Origin of the sequence: uncultured Paracoccus sp. (assembly GCF_947487305.1) — a bacterium.
Classification (GTDB): domain Bacteria; phylum Pseudomonadota; class Alphaproteobacteria; order Rhodobacterales; family Rhodobacteraceae; genus Paracoccus.
In genome coordinates this window covers 1-817 of the sequence record NZ_CANKWH010000075.1, presented here as the reverse complement: position 1 = coordinate 817, position 817 = coordinate 1, and the positions used below count along the sequence as shown (strand labels likewise).

Genomic DNA, 817 nt, shown 5'->3' with positions numbered 1-817 from the left:
GGTGTTGTCACGTTAACTGGGCTACAGTTGCCTGCCTGACGGTTTGGGCGTAAATTTTGGCGATGCAGACATCAGATATCATCTTCAAGCGTCACCGTTTTCCGCCACAGATTATTGCTCATGCGGTGTGGCTTTATCTGCGGTTCAACCTTAGTCTGCGTGAAGTTGAGGAAATGCTGCTTGAGCGTGGAATCGACGTATCATACGAGACAGTTCGTCGTTGGATCGCCAAGTTCGGCCCCCAGATCACACGCAACTTGCGGCGGCGTCAGGCGCGCCCCGGCGATATTTGGTATTTGGACGAAGTGGTCGTCAAATGCGCTGGAGAAAAATTCTGGCTTTGGCGTGCGGTGGATCAACATGGCTCCGTTCTCGAAGAAATCTTGCAGAAGCGGCGTGATAAAAGGGCGGCAAAGCGATTGCTTGTGGCGTTAATGAAGCGCTATGGCTTTGCTCCCAAACGGATCATCACCGATAAGCTCCGCTCCTACGGTGCAGCAAAGGCAGAAGTGGCACCCGGCCTTGACCATTGGTCGCACAAGGGCCTCAATAATCGGGCCGAAAATAGCCATCTGCCGTTTAGGAAACGGGAGCGAACCATGCAAGGTCATCGGTCACCTGGAGCGTTGCAACGGTTCGTCTCCATGCACTCAGCGACCCGCAATTGTTTCTCTGTTCCATCTCGTCGCCGAGCCGCACACACAATTCGCTACCATCGCCTCGAAGCTTTCGATGCATGGAAAATTGCGGCCTGTTTCGCCTGAATATCTACGAGCCCCTGGCCTTTCCGGCCAGAGAAACTTAACGTGACAACACC

At 53.7% G+C, this 817-nt stretch carries 1 protein-coding gene; it reads left to right on the top strand.

Features of this window, described 5'->3' with window-relative positions:
• Positions 1–62 precede the first annotated feature (62 nt).
• Positions 63–764 carry an IS6 family transposase gene (locus tag Q1A36_RS21315; RefSeq protein ID WP_055661736.1) on the top strand — a complete coding sequence of 234 codons (702 nt, stop codon included), beginning with the start codon at positions 63–65 and terminating at the stop codon, positions 762–764.
• The last annotated feature ends 53 nt before the right edge of the window (positions 765–817 follow it).